This is a genomic window from Paenibacillus lacisediminis, assembly GCF_046567315.2.
Map to the genome: position 1 here is coordinate 60,372 of NZ_JBKIAX020000021.1, position 14,803 is coordinate 75,174.

General features: G+C 54.8%; 15 protein-coding genes. 2 read left to right on the forward strand and 13 right to left on the reverse strand.

The features are described 5' to 3' along the window. Positions 1–60: 60 nt before the first annotated feature. The 8 genes from ACLD72_RS28005 to ACLD72_RS28040 form a co-directional block, all read right to left on the reverse strand. Complete coding sequence (locus tag ACLD72_RS28005; RefSeq protein WP_411002337.1) at positions 61–681, reverse strand: DedA family protein; 621 nt, start codon at positions 679–681, stop codon at positions 61–63. Positions 682–726: 45 nt separating this feature from the next. After that, entirely contained in the window at positions 727–2,694 is a 1,968-nt protein-coding gene (locus ACLD72_RS28010; protein ID WP_411002291.1) for an FtsX-like permease family protein, read from the reverse strand. Next, positions 2,669–3,439: an ABC transporter ATP-binding protein gene (locus tag ACLD72_RS28015; RefSeq protein WP_411002290.1), complete on the reverse strand. Its 771-nt coding sequence runs from the start codon at positions 3,437–3,439 to the stop codon at positions 2,669–2,671. The genes ACLD72_RS28010 and ACLD72_RS28015 overlap by 26 nt, the downstream gene beginning before the upstream one ends. 82 nt (positions 3,440–3,521) lie before the next feature. Then, positions 3,522–4,526, reverse strand: a complete 1,005-nt coding sequence (locus ACLD72_RS28020) for a sensor histidine kinase (protein WP_411002289.1) — start codon at positions 4,524–4,526, stop codon at positions 3,522–3,524. A 3-nt stretch (positions 4,527–4,529) separates the two neighbouring features. Further along, positions 4,530–5,225 (reverse strand): response regulator transcription factor, encoded by a 696-nt coding sequence (locus ACLD72_RS28025; protein ID WP_411002288.1) that lies wholly within the window; start codon positions 5,223–5,225, stop codon positions 4,530–4,532. A 109-nt stretch (positions 5,226–5,334) separates the two neighbouring features. Then, positions 5,335–6,426, reverse strand: coding sequence for a hypothetical protein (locus tag ACLD72_RS28030; RefSeq protein ID WP_411002287.1), 1,092 nt, complete (start codon positions 6,424–6,426; stop codon positions 5,335–5,337). 31 nt (positions 6,427–6,457) lie between these two features. Next, positions 6,458–6,904, reverse strand: coding sequence for a hypothetical protein (locus ACLD72_RS28035; protein WP_411002286.1), 447 nt, complete (start codon positions 6,902–6,904; stop codon positions 6,458–6,460). Beyond that, entirely contained in the window at positions 6,901–7,401 is a 501-nt protein-coding gene (locus ACLD72_RS28040; RefSeq protein ID WP_411002285.1) for an RNA polymerase sigma factor, read from the reverse strand. The genes ACLD72_RS28035 and ACLD72_RS28040 overlap by 4 nt, the downstream gene beginning before the upstream one ends. 395 nt (positions 7,402–7,796) lie before the next feature. On the opposite strand from ACLD72_RS28040, the gene ACLD72_RS28045 reads away from it, so the two are divergent. Continuing rightward, entirely contained in the window at positions 7,797–8,957 is a 1,161-nt protein-coding gene (locus ACLD72_RS28045) for an asparaginase (RefSeq protein WP_411002284.1), read from the forward strand. 46 nt (positions 8,958–9,003) lie between these two features. Here ACLD72_RS28045 and ACLD72_RS28050 read toward each other — a convergent pair whose 3' ends face one another. Genes ACLD72_RS28050 through ACLD72_RS28060 form a run of 3 tightly spaced genes read right to left on the reverse strand, consistent with a single transcriptional unit; the run spans position 9,004 to position 12,021 of the window. After that, on the reverse strand, positions 9,004–9,975 hold the full coding sequence (locus ACLD72_RS28050) for an iron-hydroxamate ABC transporter substrate-binding protein (protein WP_411002283.1): 972 nt from the start codon (positions 9,973–9,975) through the stop codon (positions 9,004–9,006). 24 nt (positions 9,976–9,999) lie between these two features. After that, complete coding sequence (locus ACLD72_RS28055; protein ID WP_411002282.1) at positions 10,000–11,013, reverse strand: FecCD family ABC transporter permease; 1,014 nt, start codon at positions 11,011–11,013, stop codon at positions 10,000–10,002. Next, complete coding sequence (locus tag ACLD72_RS28060; RefSeq protein ID WP_458476313.1) at positions 11,014–12,021, reverse strand: FecCD family ABC transporter permease; 1,008 nt, start codon at positions 12,019–12,021, stop codon at positions 11,014–11,016. Between the two features lie 230 nt (positions 12,022–12,251). On the opposite strand from ACLD72_RS28060, the gene ACLD72_RS28065 reads away from it, so the two are divergent. Beyond that, complete coding sequence (locus ACLD72_RS28065; RefSeq protein ID WP_411002280.1) at positions 12,252–12,620, forward strand: DUF423 domain-containing protein; 369 nt, start codon at positions 12,252–12,254, stop codon at positions 12,618–12,620. A gap of 409 nt (positions 12,621–13,029) precedes the next feature. On the opposite strand, the gene ACLD72_RS28070 is transcribed toward ACLD72_RS28065, so the two are convergent. Next, the gene (locus tag ACLD72_RS28070; RefSeq protein WP_251586308.1) at positions 13,030–13,938 is read right to left on the reverse strand and encodes an ATP-grasp domain-containing protein; all 909 of its coding nucleotides are present in this window, start codon (positions 13,936–13,938) and stop codon (positions 13,030–13,032) included. A 145-nt stretch (positions 13,939–14,083) separates the two neighbouring features. Beyond that, complete coding sequence (locus ACLD72_RS28075; RefSeq protein ID WP_411002279.1) at positions 14,084–14,770, reverse strand: DnaD domain-containing protein; 687 nt, start codon at positions 14,768–14,770, stop codon at positions 14,084–14,086. Positions 14,771–14,803 lie beyond the last annotated feature (33 nt).

Genomic DNA, 14,803 nt, shown 5'->3' on the forward strand with positions numbered 1-14,803 from the left:
TCAATCCATCTGTCATTCTACCATTCGTTCATTCTATCATTCTGCCTATGATTTCGTCCATCAGTCCGCCGACTTCTCCGGCTGCTCGGGTGTCTGGCGGGTGGCGCCTCTTTTGCGCAGCCAAAGCACCAGCACGGCCGCCGCGGCGACGGCAATCACCCCGTAGGCGATATGGGAATAAACGTCCATAAACTCGACGATTTTTTCCCAGGAGCCTCCCACCGCCGCGCCGACCAATACGAGGGCCACGTTCCAAATCAACGTGCCGAGCGTCGTAAACAGCAGGAACAGTCCGAACTTCATTTTGGCCATTCCCGCCGGCACGGAAATCAGACTGCGGATCAGCGGGATCATGCGGCAGAACAACACCGTCCAGTAGCCGTAGCGTTCAAACCAGGCGTCCGCTCTGCGGATGTCCTCCTTTTTGAGGCGGAGAAAACGCCCGTAGCGGTCAATCCATCCTTCCAGCCGGTCTACGTTAATCAGCAAACCGATCCCGTACAGGATCACCGCCCCCAAGATCGAACCCAAGGTGGAGGCGATGATGACCCCGGCCGGAGTCAGGCTGGTGTAAGTGGTCATAAAACCGCCGAACGTCAAAATCACTTCCGACGGAATCGGGGGGAACACATTTTCCAAGGCGATGAGCAGAAAAATACCGAAATACCCGTACTGCTCCATAAAATCCGTAATCCAATTATTTTCCACGTCGTACCTCCAAACGTTTTATCGAATCGCTTTTTTCACGTTGCGCAAATAACGGGCCCGAATCATCAGAAAATAGGCGGCTTGCGCAAGCAAAAAGCTGGCCAAAACCACAACCGTCTGCCAGGCCACGGAGAAGCTGAACAAGCTCTGCATCGCCTTAAACGCGAATAAGCTGTGCTCGATCGCCAGCGCGATCGGAACGAAAAACAACAAGCCCACCTGCCGGGTGACGATGCCGGCCAGTTCTTTTTCCGTCAGCCCCAGCTTCGCCAACGCCCCGTACTGCCGCCGGTCATACTCCAGATCGCTGTACAGCCGGAAATAAAGGAAACTTCCCGCCGCGATGAAAAACACCGTTCCGACCAGCAGGGCAAACAGCAGCAGCGCCCGGTACGTCGTCCGCTGCACCTCGTATAATGTGCCGCTTACCGTCATGGCATAGGGCTTATCCATGTCGTAGCGCATTCGCCCGTGATCCGTCAGCTCCGCCGCTAAGCCGAGCGTCGTTTCCACTTTATCCACATAGAATCCGGTAAAACGGTCGACCCGCCGCTCCCCATCCTTTGCCGCCGCCTCCAGCCGCTCCAGCAGGTTATCGCTTACGACCAGGCCGGAAAAAGAGCCCTCCAGATCGTTCCCCGCCCGCTCGATCAAAGATTCCGGGATGGCTACATGCCGCGTCAGTCCGCTTTCCCGGACCTGGATGCCCGCCCCTCCGGCGAACACATAAACGGCCGGTTTTCGTTGCTCCAACAGCCGAAACTCCCGCTCCGAGCTCAGCAGCATCAACGCCTCCCCGTCCGCGGGCGCCTTCTCGTCAAAAGCGATCCCCGCCGCCACCACGGCCCGTTTATAGCCGGAAAACGAAATCAGCGGCATCCACGCTACGGGAAAATCGGAAGTCGAAGATACGACCTTGGCATAATAAATCGGCAAACTTTCCGTACGATACGGCACTCCTTTAGCGTCCAACTCGCCGCGAATTCGCCGCAGCTGGCTCTCCTCCACGCTGCTTCCCGCCTTGGCGACGTACCCGATATCGGCCGGATAATCCTGCGCAAACCCGTCCGCCAGCCGGTTAATCGAGGCAAAAGTCCCTACCGCGCAAAACGCCATCGTCGCGATGATCGTAACGAGAAAAAACATCCGCGCGTTTTCCTTCATCCGGTAGGCCAGGCTCGACACCGTGACCATATTCGTTTTTTTCCAATAAAAATGCAGCCGTTTTTGCGCCGCCCTGATCAAAAAGACGCTGAGCTGCGTATAGAAAAAATACGTTCCTACGATCGTCATCGCCGTGACCGGAAGCATGCGGACCAGCACGCTTGAGGCCGTCGCCGTCGCCGCCAGCGCATACGCGCCGCCAAGCAGCCCGGCCGCGAGCAGCGATAAGACGGCCGACGTCTGCGGCGGCCCCGCCGGCTTCATCCCGGCCTGAAACAGCTCAATCAGCCGGTGCGAGCCGAGCAGCAGCGTCGTGCAAAGCGAGATCAGCAGAAACAGCAGCAAAAACGCGGCGACCGTCAGCAACAGGCTGGGCCAGGGAACGTGAAACGGCAGCGGAGATACGCCCAGCAGCTCGGAACCAGCCAGCAAAAACAGCTTGGCCGTCAGCAGCCCGGCCCCGATTCCGCATAATATCGAGCTTGCGCCGATCAGCATATTTTCCAGAAACACGAGCTTCCGCAATTGCCTCTCCGACATCCCGTGCAGCAGCATAATGCCAAAATCCCGCTTGCGGGAACGCAGGAACGAGCCCACGGAATAAATCACGAAGAAAAAAGCGAACACATACATGACCACTTCCGCCGTAGCGAGCACGAGCAGCGCCGAGCTGTACACGACCTGCCCGCGCAGGCCGGGATGAAACAGGAACAGCGCGCAGACGAAAAAAATCATCACGGAAAACGAGCTGCTCAGGAAATAAGCGGCATACGTCCGTTTGTTGCGGAGCACGTTGTTAAAGGCGAATTGACGAAAGGTCATGGCTGTCCCCTCCCAGCAGCGACAGCATGTCGATGATTTTCTGAAAAAAAGCCTGCCGGTTGTCCCCGCGATATATCTCGTTATACAGCTTGCCGTCTTTGATAAAAATGACCCGGTGACAGTAGCTCGCCGCCAGCGCATCATGCGTGACCATCATGATCGTCGCTTCGTACGCCCCGTTCATGGCGGCGAACGCCTCCATCACGTCCCGCGACGCTTTGGAGTCGAGATTGCCCGTCGGCTCGTCGGCCAAAATCAGCGACGACTCATGGATCAGCGCGCGGGCGATCGCCGTCCGCTGCATTTGCCCGCCCGACATCTCAAAGGTACGCTTGCTTAGAATGCCTTCGATGCCGAGCCGGCGCGCCATCTCCCGCGCCCGCGCCTTCATTTCCGTGACCGGCGCCCCGTCCAGCGTTAAGGGCAGGACGATGTTTTCTTCCGCCGTCAGCGTGTCCAGCAGGTTAAAATGCTGAAAAATAAACCCGAGCTCACGCCGCCGGAACAAAGCCGCCTGCTCCTTGTTCAGCCGGTGCGGATCCTGACCGTTTAGGATCACTTCTCCCGAGGTCGGCTCATCGATGGTGGCGATGACGTTCAGCAGCGTCGTTTTGCCGCTGCCCGACGGCCCCATAATGCCGACGAATTCGCCCTTATCGATGCGGAACGTGACACCGTCCAGCGCTTTGGTGGCGATTTTGCCTTCATATATTTTGGATAGTCCATGCACTTCCAGCACCGCCATATGGCCTTAAGCTCCTTTACTCGGTGGGATGTCTCCATTATATAAAGCCGGCCGCCCCCGGCTCCATGGCTTAATCTTACAGTTACCTTACAGGGTTGTAAGATTGAAAGACGCCGGAAAACATGATCCGCACCGTCGTTCCATGGCCGGCCCGGGACTCCAGCTCCACCCGGTGCCCCAATTTGCCGCAGATCTGTTTGACGAGGTACAGGCCCATCCCGGTGGATTCCTGGAAGCTTCGTCCGTTTTCCCCGGTAAAATAGGCGTCAAACACCCGCGGCAAATCGCTCTCCGGTATGCCTACGCCTTCGTCGGAAATCTCCAGCACCGCCTCGCGCCCCCGGGCAAACCCGCGGAAGCGGATTTTACCGTTTTCCTCGGTCGTATACCGCACGGCGTTTGTTACGATTTGCGTCAGCACGAACGACAGCCATTTCTCGTCGGATGCGATCGTTAGCTTTTCTTCCATTTCGATGACCGGAAACACTTTGCGCCGGATGAACAGACGTTTTTGCGCTGAAACCACCGACCTCACAAGCTGCTCCAAATCAAGCGTTTCGACCAGAAAATCATGCTCAAACGTGTCCAAACGTGCGGTATACAGCACCATCTCCAAGCCTTTGCGCAGCCGGTCCACCTCATCGCCGATCGCTATCGCTTTGGGGTCGTCGTCGTTTTGCACCATCAAATGAATCACGGACAAAGGCGTCTTCATCTGATGCACCCACTGGTTGATGAAATGCCGATGTCCCTCGATTTTACTCTGCTGTTCGCTGATTTCCGCTAAATAATAACGGTGCTGCGTTTTCAGCAACTGCTGCAAATTGTCGGACAACGGCGAGCCCGGCTCTACTTCGCCAAACCCGCGAATCGCCGCGCGCGGCTCCTCCAGCCGGCGGTAGAACGTCCGGTTCGTTACGTAGCGGAAAACAAGATAAGCGGCCAGCAAGCAAGTGCTCAGCAGCGCGGCGTACAAGCTGATCGTCAAATGGCGGTAACCGTCCAGCCAGTAAACAAGCGTGATCACAATGAGCTGCAGCACATAAACCACAATCAGCGGACGTTGCTCCCGCATAAACAGGCGCATCCCCTATTCCCCCCAATTCGGCACCAGCCGGTAGCCTTGGCCGCGCACGGTTTGCAGCGCATCGTCGATACCCAACGCGGACAGCTTTTTCCGCACCCGGGTGACGTAAACGTTCAGCGTGTTGTCGTCGACAAAAGCCTGGTCGTCCCATATTTTCTCAAGCAGCCGGTCGCGGCTGACCACCTGTTCGCTTTTGCTCATCAGTTCATCCAATATTTTCATTTCGGTCAGACTAAGCTCCACCCGGTTCTCGCCCAGGCTGAGTTGAAGCCGGTCGCGGTCCAGGCGCAAGCCGGCCGCAGTTACGTGGCGTTCATTCCCGTTTCCGGCGTACGTTCCGTACGCGCGGCGCAATTGGCTTTTGATTTTGGCGATAACGATGTCGTAATCAAACGGTTTGGTGATATAGTCGTCCCCGCCATTTTCCAGCGCCATCACCTGATCCATCTTTCCTTCCCTCGCCGATAAAAACACGATCGGACAGGTGGATAAGTTGCGGATCTGGCGGCACCAGTAATACCCGTCATATTTCGGCAGATTCACGTCCAGCAGCACGAGATGGGGAGCGTAGCGCTCGAACTCCTCTTTCACCGCGCCGAAATCCGTTACCGCAAAAGTGCTGTAGCCAAACTTGTGCAAATATTGCTCCAGCAAGACTACAAGCTGCTTGTCATCCTCGACGATAAATATTTTAAACATCGATCGATTCTCCTTTTTAGCAAAACCTACTTTTGCATTGTAACAAATTCGCGCTATGAAAAGAAAATAGAGAGATTCCCGCCCCCTAGGCAAAAATCTCTCTCGTCTATCACAAATCCTCACCGCTCCAGAGATGGTCCCGCCGCTTCGGTTTGAGCAGCAGTTTGAGTCCGCCGCCGATCAGAACCACGGCCACAACGAGCGGGCGCAAATATTCGCGAATCCGGCTGTGAAGCCTAAGCTCGGGGAACTGGGCGTCGATCGCCGGTACGATCAGCTCCATGCCGATAAAATAGATCCCCAGCACGATCAGAACGATGCCCAGCAAATGCTGATGATTCCCCCCGGTTTCAATAAGCGGCCGGTCCTCCATCGGCAAAATTCCGTAGCGGCTCGTTTGCTGCAGGCCGTCAAAAAAGCAATAAAACCAAATGATCGGAATAAGGAACAGAAATACCGACAACCGCAGCACGTCGATGATGTAGAAGCTCCCTAGGAACAACACCATCATTTGCAGGCCGCGTTTTTGCAGACCCAGGTACATTTGGCCGGCGCCGGGGAAAGCGGACAGCAGCGTGGCCAGCACCTTGCTGCGGCGCCCTTCGATCCGCCCGGACTCCCAATCATCCAGCAGAGTACGATCGACGAGTATTTCCCCGGCCAGCTTCCGGTGCACCAGCTGCACCGCATCAAACATGGCGTATAGCCAAATGATCGGCAATAGGCCCAAAAACAGCAGAAATCCCGATTCATGGGTAACCCCTGTTACGAAAATCAAGACCGTAATCAATCCGAAAAAAGCGACCAGAAACGACAACCCCCGCTGCATCAGCCCAAGCTGAAAATGCCCCAAACCCGGTACGAATGACAGCAGAATCGTGAAAAATTTTTCCGACTCCAGCCCTTCTCCGGACATCTGCCGCATATGATCGCGATAAGCCTTCACTTCCGCCGGCTCGCGAAGCATGGAAATGAGCAGATCAAGCATCGAAATCAGCCAAAGAACGATCGCCGCAACAAAGGTTACCATCGCCAATTCCTCAGTATCGGTCGCGAGCGCTACTACAAAGCCAAACAGCAAACCTCCAAAAAAGCAAACCGGGTAAAAAACTCCCCTCATCCGGTTCCCCCAATATAAATGGCCCAAGCCGGGAATTAAATTCAATAGCAAACCGAGCAGCCGATTGCGCTCATACGGCATGTGTACTCATCCTTTCTCCAAATTTAAATGTTTATCGTTTCCATCTATCAAGCCAGCCCGCGGCGGTATCCATCATTTGCCGGCTGATCGAAGCATCCTGCGAACGGTTCAAATCCATCATATAGTTCGCGCCGGCGGCAAGCCGGTCAAAAAAGCCGCCGCTAAGCAGCAGCAAGGTAACGGACGCGGCGATCACATAATGAAACAGAGGATGCCTGCTCCAGCGTTTGGCCTGCTTATCCATATGCGGCCGCAGCTCCGTTTCCGGCAGCGCCGCGAGCACGCTTCGCATAAACATGCGCTCGTCCACAGGTTTCGGCAGCTCCTGTTCGAGGGATGACAAAGCTTCCGCGTAAGCGGCAAAAGCCTCCTCATCGCCGAGCAGCAGCGCCTCCATCCGCTCCGCCTTCCCGGCGTCCACGTTCCCGTGAATATAATCGAGCCACAGCCGGCGATCCATTTCCTTCTCTGCGCTCATCCCCATCCCTCCTTTGTCCAATGCCGGCGTATGTATGCCCTTGCCCGGTACAGTCTCGATTCCACCGTTTTTACCGCAAGACTCAGGTCCGCGGCAATTTGTTCATGGCTTTTTCCCTTCAAATAAAACTCCGTCACGATTTCGCGGTGTCCCGCCGGAAGCTCGGCGATTTTGCGGTGAAGCTCCAGGCTTCGTTCCGCATCCACCAATTTAAGCAAAATCTCGTCATCCTGAACGGGGAGCTTTACAGCCAGGTCGGCCGGATCCCATTGCTCTTCCTTGCGGCGGTCGCGGCGCCGCTTCAGATCGATCGCCTTGTTGACGGCGATCCGCGTCATCCAGGTTTTAAGCCCCTGGGACCGGTATTCCGGGAGAGATTTGTAGATTTGCAGGAAGGTTTCCTGAGCGGCGTCCTCCGCTTCTTTGACATCATGCAGCACCGAGTAAGTTACGCGGTAGATGTAGGTTCCATACTCCTGAACCAGCCAGCGGAACACGCTGCGATCCCCCTGCCGGAATCTTAATATAAACGATGCTTCGTCAATCGCTCTCCCCTCCTCCCTAATAATAGACGTTGGCCGCCCATCCTGCCCCTGCACTCTTTTTAAATTAACGTTTGAAAACGCCGATTTTCTACAATCTTATTTGCATCATTATTTATATGTAATATTATCTGACATTACGAACAATTGAACCACATGATTCTTTATGTTTAATCTAAAGAAAATGAATGATAAGTGTATGAAAACACGCCGTTTAATCGCTTACATCAAGCTATAAGTGTTTTGGCAAATAATATGACATCAATCTATAATCATTTCAAGTTAACACTAAATACGTCACTTTATATTACATATTGTTAACTTGACCACACATCTTGGAGGCTGATCAAATGAAGAAATGGAATTACCGCAATTTAAAAACAATATTGGTTGCCGGACTCGCCGTAACCGTCCTGCTTCCCAATCTGTACCTGTCCCCCGCTTCCGCTGCCGAAGCGAACATAAACGGCACAGTGGTAACCGAAACCGCCAAGCAGCTGCCCAAAGTCCAGGTGATCGCCACCGGCGGGACTCTTGCCGGATTATCCACGGATAAAACGAGCTTTCAGACCTATAAAGCCGGCTCGCTGCCGATCGCCGATATGGTATCTTCCCTCCCGAATAAAGACCAAATCGCCGAAGTCTCCACCTATCAATTCGGCAATTCCGGGTCCAGCGCCTATACGATTGAGCAATTATACGATTTGTCCTTAAAAGTTGACGAAGCGCTCAAAACCCAAGACGGCGTCGTCGTAACAAGCGGAACGGACACCATGGAGGAAATCGCTTATTTTCTTGATCTGACCGTACGCAGTCCGAAGCCGGTTGTCGTCACCGGATCGATGAGACCGTGGACCGTGATCGGCACGGACGCGCCGGCCAATCTGTTTAACGCGATCAAGCTTGCCGCCAGCGGCAAAACGAAACATTTCGGCACCGTACTGATGCTGAACGACGAATTCCACGCCGCCCGCGATGTAACCAAAACGAACTCCTACCGCACCGACACCTTCGTTACACCGGAGATCGGGGCTCTTGGATATATCGACGAAAACAACATCCGCGTTTACCGCGCCCCCTTCCGGGCGTTGAAATCCGCAGGCGAATGGGCCACCCCGTTTGACCTGGGCAAAATCTCCAAAACGGATCTTGCCAAGGTCGAAATCGCCTACTCCTATCAGGATGCCGGCCCCGGAGCGATCAGTGGTTTTGTGGCGGGTGGAGCCAAAGGAATCGTCACCGCCGGAACAGGCGCAGGCGGCATTTCCAAAGCGATGAGCGAAGAGCGTAAAGCCGCGATCGAAAAAGGCGTCGTGTTCGTCGCGACGACTCGTACCGGCTCGGGCAGCAACTACTCGAGCGGAGACGGTATCATCGCCGGCGACAACTTGAACGCGGCGCACGCCCGCATCCTGCTCTTGCTTTGCTTGTCCTTCTCAGGCGACTTCGATACGGTCAAAAACTGGTTCACAACGATCGGCTACGGGCAGATCGAACTTCCGGAAAAATAACAAAACCGCCCCGAACGAAAGGCAGAGTCGTTCGGGGCGGTTTTTGCTATTTAGTAAACAGCTGCTCCGCGTCATCCAAAGCCATATCCTGGCCGAGGGACGAGTAATCCAGCCATTTTTGGCCGTCCAGCACATAAACGCGCTTTTGTTTGACCGCTTTTAAATTTTGCCAAACCGCGTTTTTCTCCAGTTCCGCAAAATTGGCGGCCGCTTCATTGCCTTTGCTGACGATCACAAATATCGCGTCGGCGTCAAAATCCGGCAGTACCTCTTTGGAAATCACTTCATAAGGCTCATCCGCGGAAATCTTCTCCACGCCGTCCGCCATGTGGAGCCCCAGATCCTTAAACAGGATCGGGCCAAGCGGTCTGGCGGTGCTCATCACGCGCAATTCCTTGGCGGTCATGCGAATCGCCATGACTTTGGCGTTTTCGCCCAGCTTGGCTTTTATCTTTTCGCTTACCCGCTGCGCTTTGGCATCGTAGCCGGCGATAAAGCTCTCCGCTTCAGCCTCGCGACCGACGTATCCGGCGATTTGCTTTAAATGATCGCGCCATGTACCCTCGTCCATGTTTATGGAAATCGTAGGCGCGATTTTCTCGAATTTGGCGAGGTCCGCCCCCGAGTATACTGAATCGATAAAAATGTAGTCCGGTTTGCTGGCCAGCAGAGCTTCCATATCCGGGTCGGCAACGGCGCCGTATTTAACCGTCCCTTCCAGCTGCTCCTTCACATGAGGCAGAAAATCCTTCACATCCCCGCCGATGACGGAACCAACCGGCTTAACCCCCAGGGCCAGCAAATTGTTCGTAATATGGATGGACATCGAAGCGATTTTGGCTGTCGCGGGATCGATGACGAGTTCGCCGCCGGACGAAGACTTCCCGTCACCTTCCAAGTTGCCGCTTGCGGCCGGCTGGCCCTCCGTGGACGAAGCCGGCGCGGCAGTACCGCCGCAGGCCGTAAGCACCCCCATGATGAACACCAAAGCAAGCAGTACACTAAACATTTTTTTCATATTCCAAGAAGACCTCCCGATAATCTATTCATGTTTGGAGCGAAACAGCAAATAAAGAAAATAAGGCCCGCCGATCAGCGATACGACCACCCCGGCCGGAATGGAAACAGGCTGGAACAAAGCTCTTCCGACCGTATCCGCACCGGTCAGAACAATGACGCCGATCAGCGCGGCCAATGGCAGGAAATGACGATGCGCCGGACCTGCCAGCCGTTTGGCGATATGCGGGGCAATCAGGCCGATAAAGCCGATGCCCCCTACCGTGGCCACGCTGATGCAGGATAAAGCGACCGCCAGCAGCAGGAGCATCAAACGCTTAGGCGTCAGCTTCGTGCCGACGCCGACCGCCAGTTCGTCTCCCAGCCCAAACGCGTCCATCGTACTGGAATGGAAATAGACGATCGGCGTCAGAATGACGATCCAGGGCAGCAAGGTCCAGACATGCACCCACTCCCTCCCCCAGACGCTTCCCGCCAGCCAGCGCGCCGTAAACGTGTAGGTCGTTTCATCCAGATGAAGCGACAGCATCAGCGTCAGAGCGCTGAGCCCCGCACCGATGCATATTCCTACCAATATCAAGCGGATCGGAATGATTCCGCGGTGCCGGTCGTAAGCAAACGCAAAAATGATCAGCGCGGCGATCAGACCGCCAGCGAAGGTGAACAGCGGAATAAGCAAGGATACAGGACCTTCCATCGTCCGAAAAAAAGAAACGAACACGATCAAACCAAACGCTGCGCCGGAATGAATGCCGAGGATCCCGGGATCGGCCAGCGCATTGCGTGATATCCCCTGCAAAACAGCCCCCGCCACGCTCAAGCCCGCTCCTGCCAGGATCGTGATGATAATTCGCGGCAGCCTGTAATCGAAGAGAATCAAATTTTCTTCCGCCGTGCCGTTGCCGAACAGCGTCCGAATCACCGCCGCGGGCGACAAGCGGATCGTTCCGGTATTGATGCTGATCAGCACCACCGCAGCCGCGATTCCAAGCAAAATAATGCCCGCCGCCACAGCGCGCCGCAAACGGTTTGCCGCCATTTACAGCTCCCTCCTTTCCTGCCGGGCAAGATATAAAAAGAAAGGAACGCCAACTAGGGCCACGAGAATCCCGATCGCCAGCTCGCGCGGCGGATTGATCATCCTGGCTCCAAAATCGGCCCACAACAGCAGTACCGGCCCCAGCAAAGCCGATAACCCGATAATATTGCGGTAGTTTACGCCAACCAGCTTTCTGACGATATGCGGAACCGCCAGGCCGACAAAGCTGATCGATCCCGCCACGGATACGGCGGAACCGGCCAGGATGACGACCGCCGCCATCCCGAGCAGCCGGATTCTTCCGGTCTTCACGCCCAAACTGGATGCGGATTCCTCGCCCAACGCCAAAAAAGACAGGGGTTTGCCTAACGAAACCGACCCCAGCAGCGTTAAGAGAATGACCGGCGTAAGCACTCGAAGATGCTCCCAAGTTACGCCACCCACGCCTCCGGCGTACCAGAAGGCGAGATCCTGATTGAGGTCAAAGTAAATAGCGATGCCGCTGCTGACCGAACTAAGAATCGAGGCCATTACCGTCCCCGCAACTGTCAGGTGCAGCGAGGTCATGCCACCGGCGGAAAAAGAAGCCAGCGCCGTAATGATCAGGCAAGCTGCGGCAGCCCCCGCGAAGGACAACAGCATAAGGCCGCTATAAGAAATCCCTGGCCAAAAGGCAAAGCTTAACGCCACCACGCAAGCCGCCCCTGCGTTGATCCCCAAAATTCCCGTGTCCGCCAGCGGATTGCGGGTAATTCCCTGCATCAGGGCGCCGGCCACCGCCAAAGCCGAGCCTACCAGCGCCGCTCCAAAAACCCGGGGCAGCCGTAAATCGTGGATGATTTGATGCGTGGTCACGGCGGGATCATAATGAAAAATGGCCGAATATACCGTGCCCAGCGTCATCTCTTTAGCCCCATATGATATGGCTAGGAACATCGTAACGAGCAATATCAATACAGCTGCCAGATACCAAAAACCTATGCGCATTACGTTTCCTGTTATTTTCATGTCAAAACCGAATCTTACCCTTTCCCGAGTTTAAAGTTCGAACTGCAGATGCTTAAGCGTAAATCCATGCACATGCACACGTAATGATAATGATTATCATGATCAATTATAGCTTGGCTGTCCGGTGACGACAAGCCATTTATTTTTTAAGTATCGAACCGCAGCCATGCCGGTGGTTCCGATTGCTCCCGTATCCGCAGTAGAGTAATATAATAGCGAGGTGATCAGTCATGCAAACAATGCTCGCACTTGGGGGAATCATGATGTTTACCGCCGTGGCCCTCGGCGCGTTCGGCGCTCATGCCTTGAAAAATATACTGACCGAGGAACGGCAGAAGACGTACCAAACAGGCGTCCAGTACCATATTGCCCACGGTTTGGGGCTAGTGCTGCTAGGGCTTGCCGCCGGCCAGTCCGCGCACGCTTCGCAGATCGTCCTGGCCGGCTGGTTCCTGTTTGCCGGAATCGTGTTATTCTCCGGCAGTCTGTATGCCTTAAGCCTGACAGGCATCCGCAAGCTCGGCGCAATCACGCCGCTCGGCGGCGTTTGCTTCCTGACGGGATGGGCCATATTCGTGGCGGCGGCGATTCAGGGATAAGCCCGGTAACCGGGAGGCAACAAGAAGGAGAGTAAAAAAACCTCGCCGCTGGCGAGGTCCTTCGTGGTGCAAACCTATAAGCACCGAGTCTTCGGCTCTTTGCACGCTGGGATGCTGCTCTAACGGACACCAGCGGCCTTATCCGCCTATTTCCCGGGTATTTCCCAGTGTAACGGACTCATATGACCCTAATTCGCTCTAAACGAGCTCAACCTGGCCAATTCGAGGTAAATAGAGTCATCTCTGTCCGTTAGATTTTGCAAACCTTCGTTTTTCCGCAGATAACGTCTCTGGTGTCCTTTAGCCTCCAGCCCCCTCTGATCCTCCTCTATCACCTGTGCATTATGCCGCTATTTCAGCAACTTCTACAAAAACGCAGGCAACGCACCCCTCTCTACCCGAAATTCCCCTACTCAAACACGTTCAACCGCACCCGCAAAAAATTGTAAATCTCCTCGGCAATATTCACCCGGCAGCAGGATTCAAGCCCTTCAAATCCCGGGGAGGAATTGGCTTCGCAAATTTTGTAATGGTCCCCGTCGAACAGCAGGTCGATGCCGGCAATGTCAAGATTCAACAGTCGTGCCGTCTCCAGCGCCAGCCACTCGATTTCCGGGTTGATTTCAAACGGCTCGACCGACCCGCCGCGGGAATAGTTGGCCTTAAAGCTGTCATTGCCGGACATTCGCTTCATCGCCGCAACGACGCGCCCGCCGATCGTCAGTACGCGCAGATCCATCCCCCGGCTGGACTCGACGAATTCCTGCAGGATCATCGTGGCGTTTTCTTTATAAGCGTTGATCATTTCCAGCAAATCGATGAATTTCGATTTCGTTTCCGCCAAAAACACGCCGCTCCCCTGCGAGCCGGAAATCGTCTTGACGACGACCGGGAAACCCAAATGCTTTTCGACCAGGTCCACATCCACTTTCGAGCGGATCAGCATCGTTTTCGGGACGGGCAAATTGTATTCGGCTAATATTTGCAGGGTGAAAAGCTTGTCTTTGACCGTGTCGATGCTTTGGGACGAATTAAACGTGCGCACCCCCAGCCGCTCCAAGTGGCGGATCAGCGCCAAAGCGAAATAATTCGTTCCCGCACCCATCCTCGGCAACACGAAATCGGGCAGCTGCAGCACTTCCCCGCCCACCATCACACTTTTGCGATCGTCCCGGGTAACGATCAACTCAAACTGTTCCGGAGTAAACACCCGCACATTGACCCCTTGCTTTTCAGCCTCTTCCATCAGCCGTTTTATTTCATAGGTTTCCGGCTTTACGTCATTGGTGGAGCTTTTGTATATGATCCAGCCTTGCATGCGAACGACCTCCAGTTAAATTTACAGTCTCCTGATTCAATCATACGCTGATAGATAGTTACTAGTATGTTTTTAAATCATGATTCATGTAAAATACAAAAAAAGGACCGCTGCTTCTGTCAAGAAGCGAGCAGTCCTTTTCAATTTATCGCATGCCGCCGCGGAACCGCTGCGTGTAGGCTCTTGCGTCCTCCGCCGTCCGTACGCGGTTGCGGCTCCATTCAAGCAGGATACGGTCAATGTAGCGGAAATGCACTTTCCCGGCAAATACGGCTTCCTTCAAAGCCAGCAAAATGAGTTCTTCCGGATATTGATCCTGGTCCACCCAGCCGGAGATCGTTTCGCATTCCATCGGAGACAACGGGCGGGCAAATTCTTTCTCGAAAATGACGAAGAGATTGCGCTCCTGGTCTTCCGGCGGCTCGGACCCGAGGCCTCCCCAAAGCTGGTCCTTTTCCAAGGAGCTTTGCTTTTCCGCGAGAAATTGGCCTAGCCGCTCGTACATCCCCGACAAATTGTAGCGTTCCGACTGAACGCCCGTGGTCTCATCGACCGTTTCATCGATGCTGATCCAACCTTCCTTCAACAGGCGGCGCAAAACGGCGGCAAGCCCTCCGGGGGCAATATCCAGCCGCAGCTCCAATTGCTCCATCGAAGGAAAATCGTTCTGTTCGGCCTGCTGGAACGCCAGCAATTGGATCAGCAGCATCGCTTCCGTATCGCTTAAATGAAGGTCGCGGTAATGGAGCAGCAGCGGATAAGGCACATTCACCGATCCGCTGCGCATCCCCAAAACGATGCCCTTGGCCAGCGATTTTTTACTCTCGGTCATCGCCGTTATCCCACCTTCCTCTCCCGCCGTCCG

Coding starts and splice junctions, on each gene's coding strand:
- ACLD72_RS28015 (WP_411002290.1), bottom strand. CDS start 3,439: ATGGCGGTGCTGGAAGTGCATGGACTATCCAAAATATATGAAGGCAAA.
- ACLD72_RS28045 (WP_411002284.1), top strand. CDS start 7,797: ATGAAGAAATGGAATTACCGCAATTTAAAAACAATATTGGTTGCCGGA.
- ACLD72_RS28060 (WP_458476313.1), bottom strand. CDS start 12,021: ATGAAAATAACAGGAAACGTAATGCGCATAGGTTTTTGGTATCTGGCA.
- ACLD72_RS28025 (WP_411002288.1), bottom strand. CDS start 5,225: ATGTTTAAAATATTTATCGTCGAGGATGACAAGCAGCTTGTAGTCTTG.
- ACLD72_RS28020 (WP_411002289.1), bottom strand. CDS start 4,526: ATGCGCCTGTTTATGCGGGAGCAACGTCCGCTGATTGTGGTTTATGTG.
- ACLD72_RS28050 (WP_411002283.1), bottom strand. CDS start 9,975: ATGAAAAAAATGTTTAGTGTACTGCTTGCTTTGGTGTTCATCATGGGG.
- ACLD72_RS28065 (WP_411002280.1), top strand. CDS start 12,252: ATGCAAACAATGCTCGCACTTGGGGGAATCATGATGTTTACCGCCGTG.
- ACLD72_RS28030 (WP_411002287.1), bottom strand. CDS start 6,426: ATGCCGTATGAGCGCAATCGGCTGCTCGGTTTGCTATTGAATTTAATT.
- ACLD72_RS28035 (WP_411002286.1), bottom strand. CDS start 6,904: ATGAGCGCAGAGAAGGAAATGGATCGCCGGCTGTGGCTCGATTATATT.
- ACLD72_RS28075 (WP_411002279.1), bottom strand. CDS start 14,770: ATGACCGAGAGTAAAAAATCGCTGGCCAAGGGCATCGTTTTGGGGATG.
- ACLD72_RS28070 (WP_251586308.1), bottom strand. CDS start 13,938: ATGCAAGGCTGGATCATATACAAAAGCTCCACCAATGACGTAAAGCCG.
- ACLD72_RS28010 (WP_411002291.1), bottom strand. CDS start 2,694: ATGACCTTTCGTCAATTCGCCTTTAACAACGTGCTCCGCAACAAACGG.
- ACLD72_RS28055 (WP_411002282.1), bottom strand. CDS start 11,013: ATGGCGGCAAACCGTTTGCGGCGCGCTGTGGCGGCGGGCATTATTTTG.
- ACLD72_RS28005 (WP_411002337.1), bottom strand. CDS start 681: ATGGAGCAGTACGGGTATTTCGGTATTTTTCTGCTCATCGCCTTGGAA.